At 62.5% G+C, this 352-nt stretch carries 1 protein-coding gene; it reads right to left on the reverse strand.

Features of this window, described 5'->3' with window-relative positions:
- Positions 1 to 352: hypothetical protein (locus ACLFKU_RS44425; RefSeq protein WP_410853476.1), on the reverse strand; the 352-nt coding region annotated here is incomplete at both ends.

Here is a 352-nt window from a genome sequence, read left to right on the forward strand (position 1 = left end):
ATCCGGTCGAACGTGGTGACCAGGGTATCGACTTCGCGCTCACGTCCGTAAAGCTTCTCGGGGATCATCAGCCGGTCGGGGGTGCCGTGCTCGTCCAGCGCGAAGTCGTCGATGCGCCGCTGACGCTGCCAGTCCGCGAGGCAACGCCGCAGATCATGATCGACACCGGCAGCAGTCTGATAACGCTCCTCGGCTGTCTTGGCGAGCAGCTTCATGACGATGCAAGAGATGACGGCGGGGATGGCTTCCACCCGCGCGTTGGGTGCCAATGGCGTTCTGGCGATATGGCAGTGCACCCATTCCATGGCGTCCGTGGCAGCAAACGGCAACACGCCGGTAAGCATCTGGTAGA

The organism is Paraburkholderia sp. EG304 (assembly GCF_046543485.1).
GTDB classification, from domain to species: Bacteria; Pseudomonadota; Gammaproteobacteria; order Burkholderiales; family Burkholderiaceae; genus Paraburkholderia; species Paraburkholderia youngii.